The following is a 16,384-nucleotide window of genomic DNA, read 5'->3' as shown; positions in this document are numbered from 1 at the left end:
ACTCTCACAATACGCTGCATTGAAACCATGACCGGCGAACCAAGAATACCACGCGCCTCCGTGCCGCACCCAGACACAAGTGCTCTACAGCAACCACATCAAGACAAGGCGTTGTTGCGCGACACACTCAAGGCACGCCGGCGTGCGCTTGATCCTGAACAGAAAGCCGCATGGGACCAGCGCATCGGCGCGCGGGTGCTGGCGTGGTGGCAAGCCAATCCCCACGCCTCGCTGGCCGTCTACTGGCCGCTCGCGGGCGAGCCGGACCTGGGTCCAGCGTACGCGGAAATGGCGGCGGCAGGCGTACGACTGGCGCTGCCCGTGGTCGTGGCGCGCCATGCGGCGCTGGAATTTGCCGAGTGGCAGCCGGGCGAGCCGACCGTAGCCGACCGGATGGGCGTGGCGGTGCCAGCCGAGTTGCGCATGGTGGCGCGGCCGCCGGCATTGCTGGTGCCGTGCCTGGGGTTCAATGCTTTGGGATATCGCGTGGGATATGGCGGCGGGTTTTATGACCGGACGCTGGCGCCCGAGCCGCGCCCGAGCACGGTGGGCATCGCGTATGCGTGCCAGTTGGTCGAGTTTGTCGGCGACGCGCACGATGTGCCGCTCGATCGGGTGATTACCGAGGCGTGATGTAACCGGGCATATCGAAGGTGGGTTGAACGCGTGGACGGCAAGCCATCCACCCTACCCTTAGCAGATCACGATAGCGTAGGGTGGGCCGGGACGCGCAGTCGGCTCCGCCGCCCACGCGTTCAAATCACATTAGCGCAGCCGCTCAAGGCCTGAGCCGCTGCCAGATCGCCGTCGTCGGCACTGCCTGGTTCATGCTGTAGAAATGCAGACCAGGCGCACCGCCGGCCAGCAGCTTTTCGCACAAGCCAGTGACGACATCCAGGCCAAAGGCCTTGATCGACGCGCTGTCGTCGCCAAAGCTGGCCAGTTTGAGACGCACCCAGCGCGGGATCTCCGCGCCGCACATGTCCGAGAACCGCATCAGCTGCATGTAGTTCGTGATCGGCATGATGCCGGCCACGATCGGCACCGTCACGCCCAGCTTGCGCACATTGTCGACGAACGAAAAATACGCATCGGCATTGTAGAAGTACTGGGTAATGGCGGCGTCGGCCCCGGCGCTCACCTTGCGCGCGAACGCTTGCAGGTCGTCCTGCGGCGAACGTGCCTGCGGGTGCATTTCGGGATAGGCCGCCACTTCGATGCGGAACCAGTCGCCGGTTTCCTGGCGAATGAATTCGACCAGGTCGCTGGCATAGCGCAATTCACCGGCGCCGCCGTAACCGCTCGGCAAGTCGCCGCGCAGCGCCACGATGCGCCGGATACCGCTGTCCTGGTACTGCTTGAGGACGGCGCGGATCGACTCGCGCGTGGCGCCCACGCACGACAGATGCGGCGCAGCTTCATGGCCGGCGGCCTGGATTTCCTGCACCGTCTGCAGCGTACCCTGCTGGGTACTGCCGCCGGCACCGAACGTCACCGAGAAATACTTGGGCTGCAACTCGGCCAGCTTGGCCCGCGTCACGCGCAGTTTCTCGGCACCTTCCGGCGTCTTGGGCGGGAAGAACTCGATACTGAAATCAGGAGTTTCCATCTTTGTCGGAGAGAAGCAAGGAAGAAAGCGCCCACGAAATGATGCTGTACAGGATGGCTGCCAGGAAGGCCGACCAGAAACCGGCCACTTCAAAACCACCCACCACGTTCGCCACCAGCCAGAACAGCACAGCATTGATGACCAGGATGAACAGGCCCATCGAGAGCAGCGTTACTGGCAGCGTCAACAGCACCAGCACGGGCCGGATCAGCGTATTGACCAGGCCCAGCACCAGCGCCGCGATCAGGGCGGTGCCGACGCTCGAGACTTCGACGGAGTGCATCAGGTAAGGCAGGGCCATCAGGGCCGCGGCATTGATCAGCCAGGTGATTAACAGGCGCATCGTTACAGACTTTCGTGGAATTGGATAAACGAAACGCCCCGAAAGGCGTTTCACATGACAACGGAGACTACTGCACAGTCAGGGACTGATCAATAGCGGTAGTGTTCCGGCTTGTACGGACCGTCCTGGCTCACCGTGATGTACTTGGCTTGCTCGTCGGTCAGCGTGGTCAGCTGGGCGTTCAGCTTGCGCAGTTGCAGGCGCGCGACTTTTTCGTCCAGTTTCTTCGGCAGCGTGTACACGCCCACCGGATACTGCTCGGTGTTCATGAACAGTTCGATCTGGGCGATCGTCTGGTTCGCAAACGACGAGCTCATCACGTACGACGGGTGACCCGTACCGCAACCGAGGTTCACCAGGCGGCCTTCGGCCAGCAGGATGATGCGCTTGCCATCAGGGAAGATGACGTGATCGACCTGCGGCTTGATGTTGTCCCACTCATATTTCTTGAGCGCGGCAACTTCGATTTCGTTGTCGAAGTGACCGATATTGCAGACGATGGCCTGGTCTTTCATCTTGAGCATGTGCTGCTCGGTGATGACGTGGTAGTTGCCGGTGCAGGTAACGAAGATGTCGCCGTGTTCGCAGGCGTAATCCATCGTCACGACGCGGTAGCCTTCCATCGCCGCCTGCAGTGCGCAGATCGGATCGATTTCGGTAACCCACACCTGCGCCGACAACGCGCGCATGGCCTGGGCCGAGCCCTTGCCGACGTCACCGTAACCGGCGATGACAGCCACTTTACCGGCGATCATGACGTCAGTCGCGCGCTTGATACCGTCGACCAGCGATTCGCGGCAACCATACAGATTGTCGAACTTCGACTTGGTGACCGAGTCATTGACGTTGATGGCCGGGAAGGCCAGCTTGCCGTCCTGGTGCATCTGGTACAGGCGGTGTACGCCGGTCGTGGTTTCTTCGGTCACGCCCTTGATTTCTGGCAGGCGCTTCGAGTACCACTTCGGATCACGTGCCAGACGGCCCTTGATTGCGTTGAACAGGCAGATTTCTTCTTCCGAACCCGGCTTGTCGAGCACCGAGATATCGGTTTCAGCGCGCACGCCCAGGTGCAGCAGCAGGGTGGCATCGCCGCCATCGTCCAGGATCATGTTGGCGTGGCTGTCACCTGGCCATTCGAAGATGCGGTGGGTATATTCCCAGTATTCGTCCAGGGTTTCGCCCTTGACGGCGAACACCGGCGTGCCGACCGAGGCGATGGCCGCGGCAGCGTGGTCTTGCGTCGAGTAGATGTTGCACGATGCCCAGCGCACGGTGGCGCCCAGTGCTTCCAGCGTGCGGATCAGCACGGCGGTCTGGATCGTCATGTGCAGCGAGCCGGCAATGCGCGCGCCCTTGAGCGGTTGCGTGGCAGCGTATTCTTCCTGAATGGCCATGAGACCCGGCATCTCGGTTTCAGCAATGCGGATTTCTTTTTCGCCCCAGGCGGCCAGGGAAATGTCGGCGACCAGATAGTCGGCAGTTTCTTTGAGTACGGCGTTCATCACGCCCTCCTTTCAATGATTAGAAAAAAGTAACGTGAGCGCAGTTGCTGATATCCGAGCCTGGCTGAAAGAAGTCTTTCAGTCGCAACGCTCCTCGGAACGAAGTAGTTTAGCACGCCTGATCCGCAATGGATATGCTTGCCTGGACGAGCACCGGTACACGGCGTGACCCGACACCGGCGGCCGGCGGTTCGGGCTTCACGGCTCGCCGTTAGCGCCGAACGTGCGGAATCCCGAACGTTCATTCAGGCGTTCCATGTAAGCGAGCACGGCCGGATAGTGTGGCCGCTCAATCGGCGTGAGCAGCCAGCGGTTGACCGACAGGCCGATCACGACGTCCGCCAGCGAGAATTGCGCACCCGTGACGTAGGCGCCAGTGGTGGCCAGCTGGCGTTCGAGGATGCCGATATGCCGGTGCCAGCTCGCAATGCTGGCCGCGATCTGATCCGGATCGCGGTGCGCCGGGCTGCCCCGCACCAGTCCCATGAACGCATAGCGCCAGGCATTGTTCAGTTCGGTGGCTTGCCAGTCCATCCATTGCTCGACCAGCGCGCGGGCGCGGGGCGTGGGCGGCAACAGGTGTTGTTCGGCGCTGTTGGCGCACAGGTAGCGGCAAATCGCGTTCGATTCCCACAGCACGAAGTCGCCATCGACGATGACCGGCACCGTCGCGTTCGGGTTGAGCGCAAGGAAGGCTTCCTGCTGGGGAGACTGGAAGCCAGTTCCCCAGTCTTCGCGCTTGAACGGGATATCCAGTTCGCTGCAGGTCCACAAGACCTTGCGCACGTTGAGCGAGGCAGCTTTTCCGAGAATTTTGAGCATGGGGGTTCCTGTGAAATGAAAGCGGGTAATTCAGACGGTAATGCGGCCTTCGAGATACAACACGCATCCACCTTCGAGCTCGACGCGGCCGTCGACCAGCCGGCACGCCAGTTCGCCGCCGCGGCGCGATGCCTGGAAGGCGCGCAGTGTCGTCTTGCCCAGCCGCTCGCCCCAGTATGGCGCAAGCGCGCAATGAGCGCTGCCCGTGACGGGATCTTCCGGCACGCCCTTGGCCGGGGCAAAGTAGCGGCTGACGCAATCGTAGTCGCCATCGCCGGGCGCCGTCACGGCCAGGCCAGGCCGTGGCAGGCGCCTGATGGCATTGAAGTCCGGCGCCAGTTCGCGCACGGCCCGTGCGTCTGCCAGCACCACCGTATAGCCGAATCCATCGTCGAGGACGTCGAGCAGTTCGTGCGGATGGCAACCCAGGGCCGCCGCCAGGCCGGGCGGTGCCGCCACCGGCACGAGTGTGCGAGCAGGGAAATTCAGTACATAGCCGGTTGCTGAACGCCGCACCGGCAACGGACCGCTCGCCGTGTCGAACACGACCTCGGTACGACCGGGCTCGAGCCGTTCCATGACAACCGCCGCGCTCGCCAGCGTCGCATGGCCACACAGCGGCATTTCAACCAGCGGGGTGAACCAGCGCAGCCGGTACTGCCCGTCATGCGGTACCAGGAACGCCGTCTCGGACAGGTTGTTTTCGGCAGCGATCGCATGCATCAGCGCCGTGTCGGGAAACGCGTCCAGCACGACGACGGCGGCCGGATTGCCGCCAAACAGCCGGTCTGTGAAGGCATCGACTTGGTAGATGGGTAGTACCTGCATGGCGTCCTTGTAGTGCAATGGGCAAGAAAAAACCCCAAAAACTGCAGGGCAATTTTTGGGGCTCAGTGTGCGGTCGCGGTGTGCGCGCCAGGAACTCAGGCGATGCCGGCCGCTGCGCGCAGTTCGGCTGCCTTGTCGGTGCGTTCCCACGTGAATTCCGGCTCTTCGCGACCGAAGTGACCGTAGGCGGCGGTCTTGGTGTAGATCGGGCGCAGCAGGTCGAGCATCTGGACGATGCCTTTCGGACGCAGGTCGAAGTGCGCGTTGACGAGCGCTGCGATCTTGTCGTCCGGGATCACGCCGGTGCCTTCGGTGTACACGGTGATATTGATCGGACGCGCCACGCCGATGGCGTAGCTGACCTGCACCTGGCACTGACGCGCCAGGCCGGCGGCGACGATGTTCTTGGCCACATAGCGGGCGGCGTACGCAGCGGAACGGTCGACCTTGGTAGGATCCTTGCCCGAGAATGCGCCGCCGCCGTGCGGGGCTGCGCCGCCGTAGGTGTCGACGATGATCTTGCGGCCGGTCAGGCCGCAATCGCCCTGCGGACCGCCGATGACGAAGCGGCCGGTCGGGTTGACCAGGAAGCGGGTGTCCTTGAGCCACTCGCGCGGCAGCGTGGTCTTGATGATTTCTTCGATGACGGCTTCTTCGATCTGCGCGTGCGTCACGTCAGGATGGTGCTGGGTCGAAAGCACGACAGTGTCGACGGCCACCGGGCGGCCATCGACGTAGCGCAGCGTGACTTGCGACTTGGCATCCGGACGCAGCCATGGCAGGCGGCCATCCTTGCGCAGCTGCGACTGGCGCTCGACCAGGCGGTGCGCGTAGTAAATGGCAGCTGGCATCAGCTCTGGCGTTTCATCGCAGGCATAGCCGAACATCAGGCCCTGGTCACCGGCGCCCTGGTCGAGGTCGATACCCTTGCCTTCGTCGACGCCTTGGGCGATGTCCGGCGACTGCTTGTCATAGCAGACCATGACAGCGCAACCTTTGTAGTCGATGCCGAAATCGGTATTGTCGTAGCCGATGCGCTTGATGGTGTCACGTGCGACCTTGATATAGTCGACGTTGGCGTGGGTGGTGATTTCACCGGCGAGAACGACGAGGCCGGTATTGCACAGCGTTTCTGCAGCGACGCGGGCGGTTGGATCCTCGGTCAGGATCGCATCGAGGATGGCGTCGGAAATCTGGTCAGCCACCTTGTCTGGGTGGCCTTCGGAAACGGATTCAGAGGTAAAGAGGTAGTCGTTCGACATGAAGGCTCCTGTTACGGGTCATAATTCTGCCGCAGCAAACTGAGCCTGCGACGCTTTAGCGACATTTATATTCCGCTTCGCAAGTTGTCTGTTAACTCGGCGGATCCTGCATAAAGTGGTATTTTACGCTTCCTTGGAATTTTGGTGTGGAAACGCGCGTGGCGTCCGCTACCCAACAATCGACATGCTAGTTGTACTTTTCCGGATACTCTCCGTTTTTCCCTTGCCACTCCTGCACGCCCTGGGCGCAGCGATGGGTTGGCTGGTATATGGCCTGTCGCCATCGTATCGCAAGCGCCTGCGCGCCAACCTGGTTCAGGCCGGCTATGACGCCCACTGGCGCGCGGCCGTGGCCGAGGCCGGCAAGGCCGCCATCGAGCTTGCGTTCGTCTGGTGCGCCAACCCGCAGCGGGTTGCCAGGCATGCCACAGTAGAGAATTGGGACCTGGTCCAGGCGCGGCTCGACGCCGGTCGCGGGATTGTCTTTCTTACGCCACACCTGGGCTGCTTTGAAATGACGGCCCAGCAAATCGCGCTGCGCACGGCGTTGACGGTCATGTATCGCCCGCCGCGCAAGAGCGCATTGAAGCCACTGGTCGAAGGCGCCCGTGCGCGTCATAACCTGCATCTGGCGCCGGCCAATCTGTCGGGCGTGCGCATCCTGGCCAAGACGCTCAAGGGCGGCCAGCCGATCGGCTTGCTGCCAGACCAGGTGCCACAAGAAGGCGAAGGCGTCTGGGCGCCATTTTTCGGCCGCAATGCCTACACGATGACGCTGCCGGCCAAGCTGGCCCAGCTCGGCAAGGCCGACATTCTGCTGGTGTATGCCGAGCGCCGTGCGCATGGCGCCGGCTACATCGTGCGCTTCGTCGAGTTCGATGGCGACCTGTCCGGCACCGGTGCTGAACAGGCAGCGGCCATCAACCGCGCAATGGAGCAACTGATCGCCCGTGCGCCAGCGCAGTATTTCTGGAGCTATAACCGCTACAAGCAGCCGGACGGCGTGGCGGGCCCGGACACCGAGGTCGCACCATGAAGATCTTGCTGGGATTTATGTGGTTGCTGCATTTCTTGCCGTTGCCCATTCTGGGGCGATTCGGCGAAGCGGTGGGCAGCCTGATGTTCATGATTCTGGGCAAGCGCCGCAAGATCGCGCTGACCAATCTGCGCCTGTGCCTGCCCGAGCTCGATGAGCGGGCGCGCCGCACGATCGCCAAACAGCATTTCCGCGCCTACGCCCGCAGCATCTTCGAGCGCTCGATCCTGTGGTGGGCGCCGGAAGAACGCGTGCGCAGCCTGATCCAGATCGAACCATCGGTGCCGCTGGCCGCCATGCAGGACGGCCCGACGATTTTGCTATGTCCGCACTTCGTGTGCCTGGACGTGGCCGGCATCGGCGCCCGTGTGATTCCGGTGTGCAGCATGTACGTGCCGCAGAAAAACGAGGACTTCGACCGCCTGCTGCGTCACGGCCGCGAACGCTACGGCCCGGTACGCCTGGTCACGCGCAAGGAAGGCATCAAGCCGATCCTGCGCGCACTGCGCGACGGCCTGCCCTACTTCATGCTGCCCGACATGGACTTCGGCGAGAAGGATGCCGAATTCGTGCCGTTCTTCGGCGTGCCGGCCGCGACGCTCACTGCGCTGGGCCGCATTGCCGGCACGACCGGCGCCAAGGTCATTCCCGTGATCGCCACCTACCTGCCGAATTACCAGGGCTGGCGCGTGCGCTTTTATCCGGCCTGGGACAACTACCCGGGTGACGATATGGTCGAAGCGACCCGCCGCATGAACGCTTTCATTGAAGAGCGCGTGCGCGAGGCGCCGGAACAATATTTCTGGACCCACAAACGTTTTAAAACCCGGCCGCCGGGTGAACCTTCGCTGTACGATTGAAGCCATGAAACTGAAATTTACCAAGATGCACGGCGCCGGCAACGACTTCATCGTCGTCGATGCAATCAACCAGCAAGTCGACTTGAGCGTGGCGCAATGGCGCCGCCTGGCCGACCGCCGCTTCGGTATCGGCGCCGACCAGATCCTGGTCGTGGAACGCCCGACCGACGCTGGCGTGGACTTTCGCTATCGCATCTTCAACAACGATGGCGGCGAAGTCGAGCAATGCGGCAACGGCTCGCGCGCCTTCGTGCGCTTTGTCGTCGACAAGGGGCTGACACAGGCGCGCAGCATTCGCGTCCAGACCATGTCGGGCATCATCAATCCGCGCCTGGAAGACGATGGCAGCGTCACGGTCGACATGGGCGCGCCGCGCCTCGTGCCGGCCGACGTGCCGTTCGACGAGGCCGGCCTCGCAGGCATGGTCCAGGGCGACGACACACTTTGGCCATTGCCGGTCGGCGATGAGACCGTCTTCGTGTCGGTCGTGTCGATGGGCAATCCGCATGCGGTGCAGGTGGTCGACGATGTCGATGCGGCGCCAGTGGAAGAGACGGGTCCGCTGATCGAGCGCCACGTGCGCTTTCCAAAACGCGTCAATGCCGGCTACCTGCAAGTGATGGACCGGCACCATATCCGCTTGCGCGTGTTCGAGCGCGGCGCGGGCGAGACGCTGGCCTGTGGCACCGGCGCCTGCGCTGCGGTCGTGGCCGGCATCCGGCGCGGCCTGCTCGATTCGCCGGTGCGCGTCTCGGCCCGTGGCGGCGAACTCAGCATCGCCTGGGCCGGCCCGGACCAGCCGGTGTATCTGAGCGGCCCGGCCGTGTCGGTGTTTGAAGGCGAAGTCGAGATCTGAGCCTGATGCCGCCAAGTCAGGCGGCCTTGCCTTGATTGAACGACACGCGCGTCAGGCCGCCAATCCGACGTCGGTCCCGGCCCCGTCGTCGCTGTCAGGCTGCGCAATGTTGAGCAGCGTGCGCAGCCGGTACAGGCGCTGGCGGTAGTTGCCTTCCGGCCCGGCCGGGCCACAATCGACCGGGTCGAACAGGCGCACGATGCGGTCGAGCGCCTGGCGCTCGGGCCCCGGTGCCACCATCACCAACCGCCGCTTGCTGCGTCCGTAACTGGCGCGGATATCGATGACCAGGCAGTGGCCCTGGTCGGCGGCGACCACATCGAGCAGCAAGGCTTCGGGGCGCGACAGGTTGAACAGTTGTGCCAGTTCGAGGCGCGCCGCCAGCAGCGGATGCCCCGCCAGCGCCCCGGCGTGCAGCGCCAGCAAGGCACCCGTGTCGGTGTATGGTGTGGTGGTCAGGCGCGGCGCGATCTTGTGCAGCAGACCGGCCGCGTCCGGCGCATCTTGCTGCGCCGCCTTTTGCAGCCAGTACACGGCCCGCACATCGTTGTTTTCGTTTTCGCGGCGCGCGCGCCAGGCGTTGTGGCCGCATTCGAGCTGGGCATCGCGATACCCCATCTCGGCCGCGCGTTCGAGGTAGCGCTGGGCATCGGCCACGTTACGTTGTGAGAATTCTGGCTTGATACAGATGCGCGACAGCGCGTACCACGCCTCGGCCAGCCCCTGCTCGCCCGCCAGTGTCAGCCAACGGATCGCCCGTTTGAAATTGGCCACGTGCGCAGCACGCGCATCGCCACTGCCAATGCGCCGGCCATCCACCCGCATGCGGGCAGAACGCAGGCCCAGCGCCAGTTGCGCGTGGGGATCGTGTTCGGCGGCAGCCAGTTCCCAGAAGATGGCCAGCTCACCGGGATCGCAGGGCACCGGCGCCGCGCCGCCCCCCCCTACATCACCGACACCATCGACGCCATGGGCCCCATCGAGCGCGGGATCCATCAGACGCGCGCAACGCGACAGCAGCGCGATTTCGTCCGGCGCCAACCGGCGCAGTTCGCCGGGCTGGCCGCGCTCGCCGTGCTCATCGACCAGCGCTCGCGCCTGCGGTAACGCCAGTTGCAAATAATCGGCCCAGCGCCGCGCGAACCACAGGGCGTCGAGGCCTGCATGCTGCGCCATGGCGGCGTACTGCGCCGGCGCGGGCCGCGCGCCATGCAGCGCCCCCTGCGCCGCCGACGTACGCGCCGCCATGGCCGGCGTGACTGCCGCCCTGCTGGCGGCCTGCTCGTGTTGCCGGGTTAATAGCACCTGGGCATGCGAAAACCCGGCCCGCGCGGCGTCTTCGAGCGCACGCACGGCTTTGGGCTGCTGCTGTTGCGCGGTCGGCGCCAGGGGATCGAGCACCAGTTGAGCAAACACGAGGCCGGCATGCACGCTGCCATCGTCATACGCGCGTTCGTACCACTGCGACACACCGGCTGCGTCACGCTGCGCTAATTCAAGCGGGATATGGTTGCCGATTAATTGCCAGGCTGGCGGACAATCTTGCCGCGCCGCGCGCTCCAGCCAGTGCAGCGCGGTAGGAAGGCTTTGCGGCAAGCTGCTGCTGCCAAACAAGTACAGCTTGCCCAGCGCGAGCTGGGCTGCCACCTGGCCGGCACGGGCATTGCGGATGATCGCCAGTTCTTCGCGGTTAGCCATCGTTGGAATACGTGAGAGACATGACGTGAACGCCATGGAAAGTGTGCCTGCGACACACAGCGGCAACGTGGAAGTTGCAAATATACAAGCTATCGGCGCCACGCGGCGCTGCTGTGCGAACGAGGCCAAAGTCTACGCCGTGGCCGATGGCGATTCGATTGGATTCCAGAGCGGATTGAGAGGTCACAAAACAGCACGAATCCGATGAAACTGTTCCGGATATGCGCAAGACAAACAGTCAGGCCGAGGCCGGTAACGTCGGGTTGCCCCGTTGAAAGGCACTGCATTACCCTGATTGATGACGCTCGTTTCAAAAATACAACAGCACGGTTCGATTTATTGGCAAGGAGCGCGGCAGCCCCCCGATAATTGACGGATTAGCTAGTCTTGACGTTTGAAAGATTTAAGGTGCACGTATCGCGCGTTCAGCCAGGTCTCAACGCTCCAGATGTACGTGTTCACTTTATTGACAGGATTACCCCGATGAAGACCTCTCTCCTGGCTGTCGCACTGCTTGGCGCTTGCGCCGGTGCGGCCCATGCGCAGACGTCAGTACAGGTCTACGGCAACCTCGATGCCGGCATCGTCAAGCGCAGCAGCCAGAATGTCAGCATCGGCAAGCGCTCGGCCAACACCCTCGGTTTCAAGGGCACCGAAGAATTGGGCAATGGCCTCAAAGCCCTGTTCCAACTTGAAACGCGCTATGAGCCGGACACCGGCAGCGCCGAAATCGGCCCCGATGGCAATGGACGCCGGTTGTTCCAGGGCCAGAGCCGCGTCGGCCTGCAGGGTGACTTCGGCATGCTGCGCATCGGCCGCGGCCTGACCCCGTTCCACGAAACCATCGGTGCCTTCGAACCATTCCACGCGATCGAAACCGCAGGCGGCTTTTATACCGACCTGAGCGTGGCCGGCTACAGCTCGCAGCCTCTCGACCCGGTCGGTTCCACCGCCAACCGCTGGTCGAACGCGGTCTGGTACAACTCGCCGGTCGTGAACGGCTTCCAGCTCAACACGGCCATCGCCACCAAAGAAAACAATGGCGCCGTCGCCATCATCGGTCGTGGCAGTGCAGCGGCGCCGCAGTATGCGGCCGGTACTGAAGCCTCGACCAATCCGTTCTCCATCTCCGGCACCTACAACAACGGCCCGGCTGCGCTGATGGCCGCCTACGAGCGCAACGCCGTCGAATCGAAGGTCTGGTCGATCGGCGCCTCGGTCAGCCCGACGCCCGAACTCAAGCTGATGGGCACGTTCACACGGCTCGACGAAGACAATACGCGCCTGTTCAATACCGATACCAGTTCGTGGGTCGTGGGCGCGAATTACACGGTCGGCCCCGGGAAATTCCTCGCTGGCTATGGTCAGAAGGACACCGATGGCCTGGAAAAGGTCAAACAACTGTCGCTGGGCTATGAATACAGCCTGTCCAAGCGTACCTACCTGTATTTTGACGTGTCGCGCAAAAAAGGCGTCCCGACCGCCCCGGGCACGATCAACCAGTACGACATCGGCATTCACCACACGTTCTGAACCGACTGCGACGGATCGCAACCTCTTGAGGGCGGGCACCGGCAACGGTGTCCGCCCTTGTCGTTTGCAACGGTCTGTAGCCTTTTCACAACGAGGATGCGCTACCAGGGCCTTTCCGAACGAGCGTTCTGTACAGTGCAGCAAGGCAATGGCATATTTGCGTAGCGGGCCCATGCCACGCGACAAGAAAATAATATGGAGACACCATGAAAAAATGCCTTATCGCCGCCCTGCTCGGCGCGACCTTCGCAAGCACCGCCCTGGCCCAGACCAGTGTCCAGATCTACGGCATTGCCGACGCCGGCGTAATGTGGCAAAAAGGCGGCCCGACCAAGATCTACAGCGGCGGCGCCGATGGCTCACGCCTCGGCCTGCGTGGCTCCGAAGACCTGGGCAATGGCTACAAGGCGATTTTCAATCTCGAAGCCCGCGTCGAACTCGACACCGGTTCGCAGCAGCCGACGCTGATGAACGACAATCCTGGCCGCTACCTGCTGCGCGGCATGGAACGCATCCCGGTCGCCATCCGCGACCGTCTGCAAGCGGCCATCCAGCCGCCGGGCGGCCCTGCCGTCAATCAGGAAAAAGCCCTGTTCGACCGCACCTCGATGGTCGGCCTGATCACCCCGATCGGCGCCGTGCTGCTGGGCCGCATGTATACGCCTGGCTACGAAGTGTTCAATATGGCCGATGCGTTTGAGTCGGGCACGGCCGGCACCTGGGGCCACGTCACGGGCGGCACTGCCGGCTTTACCGCACTGGGCGCGGACATCCGCTCGCAGGAAGCCATCCAGTACCGCATCGCGTTGCCAAACGGCCTCGGCGGTTCGGTAATGTATGGCGCGCGCAATTCCGGTTACCTCGGCCGCTATAACAAGTTCCGCGCCGGCGCGGTGACGTACAAAGCCAACGGTTTCGACGTCGGCGTTGGCTACAACCATGGCTACGACCAGCAGAACCGGCCGAGCCTGCGCACGCTGACCGTTGGCGGCTCTTACGCACTGGGCGAAAGCTGGAAATTCTTCGCCGGCTTCCACAGCCAGCGCAACGAGAATTCGGCGCTGATCCCCGACTACCTGAATGGCTGGGACACGGCCGTGGGCCCGGCACTGACCGCGCAAGGCATCCCGCTCCCGACCCAGCAGGCCCTGCGCGGGATCTTCGCCAGTGCGATTTCGGCCAACACCAAGCAGGACGCCAACAGCTATCAGGTCGGTGTGCACTACAAGATCGGCAATGGCCGAATCGTCGCGTCGTACGCGCACCAGAACGACCGCACCGCGTCCAACAGCGATGCCAATCTGTATGCGCTGGGCTACAACTACTACCTGTCCAAGCGTACCGACCTGTACACGGCGCTGGCGTTCATCAAGAACGACAACGAAGCCCAGTATTCGCCGGGTACCTCGGGCAATCCGGGCGGCTTTACCGAAGCGCCGGGCGCCGATGGCCGCGCCTTGCAACTGGGTATCCGTCACCGCTTCTGAGCGAATCCCCATTCATCACAAGACGCCTGCGGGCGTCTTTTTTGTTCTCCGGTGCAACGCCCAGCGTCGGTTAAAATGACCCGATTCATCCCAACATTCATTCCGCCATGAGCACTGCACCACTGGACGCCAGCACTGTTGCGCAATACCTGACCGATCACCCGGAATTCTTCCAGGAGCAAGCGGGCTTGCTGGGTGAAGTGAAACTGTCGAGTCCGCTGACCGGTCGCACCGTGTCGCTCCAGGAACGCCAGATGGAAGTCATGCGCGACAAATACCGCGCGCTCGAACTGCGCCTGTCCGACCTGTCGCGCCGCGCCGAAGAAAACGCCGGCATCGCTAACCGCTTCCACGCCTGGACCCAGTCCCTGCTGGTGTCGAAAGGCGGCGCCGCGATGGCGCGTGACCTGACCGAGGGCTTGCGCACCCACTTCACCGTCCCGCAAGTGACCTTGCGCCTGTGGCATGTGGCGCCGGAACATGCCGACGCCTGGTTTGCCAGCAATGTCTCGGACGACGCACGCATCTTCGCCAACAGCCTGCGCGCGCCGTACTGTGGCCCGAACAATGATTTCGAAGCGGTGCGCTGGCTGGACGATGCCGACGCGATCCGCTCGACGGTGATGCTGCCGCTCGGCGCGCCGGGCCAGAGCTTTGGCCTGCTGGTGCTCGGCTCGCCCGATCCGGCGCGCTTCACCACCGCGATGGCGACCGATTTCCTGGTCCACATCGCTGCCACCGCCACCACCGCCCTGGCGCCGCTGCGCGCTTGACCAGCATGGACACGCGCGAGCCGCCATCCGACTGGGCCGCGCGCTACCTCGGCGAACTGGCCACCCAGCGCCAGTTGTCACCGCACACGATTGCCGCTTACCGGCGCGACCTGGCCGAACTCGCGGCGCTGGCCGGCCACAGCGACTGGGCCCGGCTGGTGCACGCCGACATCCGCCGTTTTGCCGGCAAGCTGCATGCCGGCGGCCAGTCCGCGCGCTCCATTGCACGCAAGCTCTCTGGCTGGCGCGGCTTCTATGAATGGCTCTCGCACCAGACGACCCTTGCCGCCAATCCGGTCGACGGCGTGCGCGCCCCCAAGCGCGCGCAGAGCTTGCCGAAAGCGCTCGCGGTCGACGACGCCGTGCAATTGATGGAAGCCAACCAGCGCGGCCATCTCGAGCCGTTCGAATTATGCAATCACGCGATGTTCGAGCTGCTGTATTCGAGCGGGCTGCGTGTGTCGGAACTGGCGGGCCTGGACGTGGCCTGGCAAGATGCACGCGGCGGCCAGCCGGGCTCACTGGGCTGGCTCGACCTGCAGGCGGGCGAAGTGGTGGTGACCGGCAAAGGCAACAAGATGCGCCGGGTGCCGGTCGGCGGCCCGGCGCGCGAGGCGCTGGCGCGCTGGCTCGCGGTGCGCCCTGCCGCCCGCGACGGGGGCGCTGCGCTGTTCCTGTCGGCGCGCGACACCCGCATCACGCCGCGCGTCGTGCAAACCCGTCTGAAACAGCACGCGCTGCGCGCCGGCACGCCGGTGCACGTGCACCCGCACGTGCTGCGCCATTCGTTTGCGTCGCACCTGCTGCAATCGTCGGGCGACCTGCGCGCAGTGCAGGAACTGCTGGGCCACGCCAGCATCACGTCCACGCAAATCTATACGGCACTGGACTTTCAGCACCTGTCCAAAGTGTATGACGCGGCGCACCCGCGGGCGAAAGCCAAGCCGGAGTCCTGAGCCGGCGTCTTGAACCAGCGTCTCGACCCAGCCTCTTAAAGCAGGCCGAACAACGCGGCCTTGACCACGGCGGCAGTCTTGTTGGCCGCACCCAGCTTGAGCAGGGCATTGGCAACGTGAAAGTTGACGGTCCGCTCGGACAGGCTGAGGATGGTGCCGGCCTCGCTTGAGGTCTTGCCGTCAGCCATCCAGCGCAAGACTTCGGCTTCCCGCGCGCTGAGCGCCAGCAACGGCGCACCTGGCGCCGGCCGCTGCAGGCGGGCCAATCCCTGATGCGCCGCATGCGCCAGCCACGACATATTGGCTTCGCTCTGGTCCAGCTCGGTCTCGGACAGGGCATCGTGCGAGCGCGCCAGCGTCAGCATGCCGACGCAACCGTCTGGCGTACGCGACGCCTGCGCCCAGCCCACCTGCAAACCATGGCCACGCGCGTCTTCCCACAGCGGGCGCGCCTGCGCGAATACCGGCTCGCTCCACAACAGCGGCAACAGCGATGCGGCGCCATGCCGGACCGTGGGATCCTGCCCCAGATAACCCTGGTCGGCATAGCGCGCCTGCCATACATCGGGGTAATTGTTCAGCATCACGGTCGACGGTTTCGACAGCGGCATTGGCTTGCGCATGCCGTAGGCGCAATAGTCAAAACCCAGTTCGCGCGCGGCGCCGGCGACGACCGCAAACAGCCCATTCGCATCCACGGCCCGGCCCATTGCGTCCAGATGACGGGCACGCCATTGCGCCATCGATTCGTTTGTCACCGCTTCCCCCATCCCCAGCCCGCTGCCCGACTGACATATTTGACAGTACCGGTGTCTTGCC

Annotated in this window: 16 protein-coding genes and 1 riboswitch; of the genes, 8 read left to right on the top strand and 8 right to left on the bottom strand. The window is 63.8% G+C overall.

Annotated features, from left to right (window positions below; genetic code table 11):
• The first annotated feature begins 27 nt into the window (after positions 1 to 27).
• On the top strand, positions 28 to 633 hold the full coding sequence (locus AC56LW_RS20465; RefSeq protein WP_499637175.1) for a 5-formyltetrahydrofolate cyclo-ligase: 606 nt from the start codon (positions 28 to 30) through the stop codon (positions 631 to 633).
• Between the two features lie 145 nt (positions 634 to 778).
• Here AC56LW_RS20465 and metF read toward each other — a convergent pair whose 3' ends face one another.
• The 6 genes from metF to metK all read right to left on the bottom strand — a co-directional run bounded on the left by metF (position 779) and on the right by metK (position 6,366).
• On the bottom strand, positions 779 to 1,609 hold the full coding sequence (gene metF / locus AC56LW_RS20460) for a methylenetetrahydrofolate reductase [NAD(P)H] (protein WP_332531947.1): 831 nt from the start codon (positions 1,607 to 1,609) through the stop codon (positions 779 to 781).
• Positions 1,596 to 1,952, bottom strand: coding sequence for a phage holin family protein (locus AC56LW_RS20455; RefSeq protein ID WP_332531946.1), 357 nt, complete (start codon positions 1,950 to 1,952; stop codon positions 1,596 to 1,598). The genes metF and AC56LW_RS20455 overlap by 14 nt, the downstream gene beginning before the upstream one ends.
• Positions 1,953 to 2,041: 89 nt before the next feature.
• The gene (gene ahcY, locus AC56LW_RS20450; RefSeq protein WP_332531945.1) at positions 2,042 to 3,454 is read right to left on the bottom strand and encodes an adenosylhomocysteinase; all 1,413 of its coding nucleotides are present in this window, start codon (positions 3,452 to 3,454) and stop codon (positions 2,042 to 2,044) included.
• A 29-nt stretch (positions 3,455 to 3,483) separates the two neighbouring features.
• Positions 3,484 to 3,556, bottom strand: a riboswitch (S-adenosyl-L-homocysteine riboswitch).
• 96 nt (positions 3,557 to 3,652) lie between these two features.
• On the bottom strand, positions 3,653 to 4,276 hold the full coding sequence (locus AC56LW_RS20445; protein WP_499637174.1) for a glutathione S-transferase family protein: 624 nt from the start codon (positions 4,274 to 4,276) through the stop codon (positions 3,653 to 3,655).
• 30 nt (positions 4,277 to 4,306) lie between these two features.
• The gene (locus tag AC56LW_RS20440) at positions 4,307 to 5,104 is read right to left on the bottom strand and encodes a PhzF family phenazine biosynthesis protein (RefSeq protein ID WP_499637172.1); all 798 of its coding nucleotides are present in this window, start codon (positions 5,102 to 5,104) and stop codon (positions 4,307 to 4,309) included.
• 95 nt (positions 5,105 to 5,199) lie between these two features.
• Complete coding sequence (gene metK / locus AC56LW_RS20435) at positions 5,200 to 6,366, bottom strand: methionine adenosyltransferase (protein ID WP_332531942.1); 1,167 nt, start codon at positions 6,364 to 6,366, stop codon at positions 5,200 to 5,202.
• A gap of 184 nt (positions 6,367 to 6,550) precedes the next feature.
• On the opposite strand from metK, the gene AC56LW_RS20430 reads away from it, so the two are divergent.
• Genes AC56LW_RS20430 through dapF form a run of 3 tightly spaced genes read left to right on the top strand, consistent with a single transcriptional unit; the run spans position 6,551 to position 9,118 of the window.
• Positions 6,551 to 7,402, top strand: coding sequence for a lysophospholipid acyltransferase family protein (locus tag AC56LW_RS20430; protein ID WP_499637170.1), 852 nt, complete (start codon positions 6,551 to 6,553; stop codon positions 7,400 to 7,402).
• Positions 7,399 to 8,262 (top strand): LpxL/LpxP family acyltransferase, encoded by an 864-nt coding sequence (locus AC56LW_RS20425; RefSeq protein WP_499637168.1) that lies wholly within the window; start codon positions 7,399 to 7,401, stop codon positions 8,260 to 8,262. Before AC56LW_RS20430 ends, AC56LW_RS20425 begins: the two co-directional genes overlap by 4 nt.
• Positions 8,263 to 8,266: 4 nt before the next feature.
• On the top strand, positions 8,267 to 9,118 hold the full coding sequence (dapF, locus tag AC56LW_RS20420) for a diaminopimelate epimerase (RefSeq protein ID WP_499637166.1): 852 nt from the start codon (positions 8,267 to 8,269) through the stop codon (positions 9,116 to 9,118).
• Between the two features lie 51 nt (positions 9,119 to 9,169).
• Here dapF and AC56LW_RS20415 read toward each other — a convergent pair whose 3' ends face one another.
• Positions 9,170 to 10,816, bottom strand: coding sequence for a tetratricopeptide repeat protein (locus AC56LW_RS20415; RefSeq protein WP_499637165.1), 1,647 nt, complete (start codon positions 10,814 to 10,816; stop codon positions 9,170 to 9,172).
• Between the two features lie 483 nt (positions 10,817 to 11,299).
• Here AC56LW_RS20415 and AC56LW_RS20410 point away from each other — a divergent pair, with 483 nt between their 5' ends.
• The 4 genes from AC56LW_RS20410 to xerC all read left to right on the top strand — a co-directional run bounded on the left by AC56LW_RS20410 (position 11,300) and on the right by xerC (position 15,565).
• The gene (locus AC56LW_RS20410; protein ID WP_499637163.1) at positions 11,300 to 12,349 is read left to right on the top strand and encodes a porin; all 1,050 of its coding nucleotides are present in this window, start codon (positions 11,300 to 11,302) and stop codon (positions 12,347 to 12,349) included.
• Between the two features lie 206 nt (positions 12,350 to 12,555).
• Positions 12,556 to 13,836: a porin gene (locus AC56LW_RS20405; protein ID WP_332531936.1), complete on the top strand. Its 1,281-nt coding sequence runs from the start codon at positions 12,556 to 12,558 to the stop codon at positions 13,834 to 13,836.
• A gap of 107 nt (positions 13,837 to 13,943) precedes the next feature.
• Positions 13,944 to 14,609, top strand: a complete 666-nt coding sequence (locus tag AC56LW_RS20400; RefSeq protein WP_332531935.1) for a DUF484 family protein — start codon at positions 13,944 to 13,946, stop codon at positions 14,607 to 14,609.
• 5 nt (positions 14,610 to 14,614) lie between these two features.
• Positions 14,615 to 15,565, top strand: coding sequence for a tyrosine recombinase XerC (gene xerC, locus AC56LW_RS20395; protein ID WP_499637161.1), 951 nt, complete (start codon positions 14,615 to 14,617; stop codon positions 15,563 to 15,565).
• Positions 15,566 to 15,600: 35 nt separating this feature from the next.
• On the opposite strand, the gene AC56LW_RS20390 is transcribed toward xerC, so the two are convergent.
• Positions 15,601 to 16,323 (bottom strand): autoinducer binding domain-containing protein, encoded by a 723-nt coding sequence (locus AC56LW_RS20390; RefSeq protein WP_499637159.1) that lies wholly within the window; start codon positions 16,321 to 16,323, stop codon positions 15,601 to 15,603.
• Positions 16,324 to 16,384 lie beyond the last annotated feature (61 nt).

It is taken from the genome of Telluria sp. LT2P80 (genome assembly GCF_059685955.1).
This window is presented reverse-complemented; position numbering and strand designations above follow the sequence as displayed.